This window comes from Pantoea sp. GbtcB22 (assembly GCF_019091025.1).
In the GTDB taxonomy this organism is placed as follows: Bacteria; Pseudomonadota; Gammaproteobacteria; order Enterobacterales; family Enterobacteriaceae; genus Pantoea; species Pantoea leporis.
Map to the genome: position 1 here is coordinate 1 of NZ_JAGXKB010000615.1, position 245 is coordinate 245.

1 protein-coding gene is annotated in these 245 nt (G+C 58.4%); it reads left to right on the forward strand.

The features are described from left to right. Positions 1–6 precede the first annotated feature (6 nt). Positions 7–245 (forward strand): flavin reductase family protein (locus KVT28_RS28530; RefSeq protein ID WP_368734945.1); only part of this gene is annotated, 239 nt, incomplete at its 3' end.

The window sequence follows — 245 nt, forward strand, 5'->3', positions numbered from 1 at the left end:
ACGCTCCTGCCTTACTTCCGGGCGAGCGCATCGTACTGCGTCAATGTGCTTGCGAACCATCAGAGGATCCTCTCTGAGCGGTTCTCGGAGCGCATCCCAGATCGGTTTGAAGGCTTGATCTGGACCCCCGGGGAGTTGGGGGCGCCGGTACTTGCGGATTGTTTAGCGTCCATGGAATGTTCGGTGGCACAAACTGTCGAGGCCGGGGATCATGCAGTCTTTATCGCCGAGGTAATTCGGGCGAA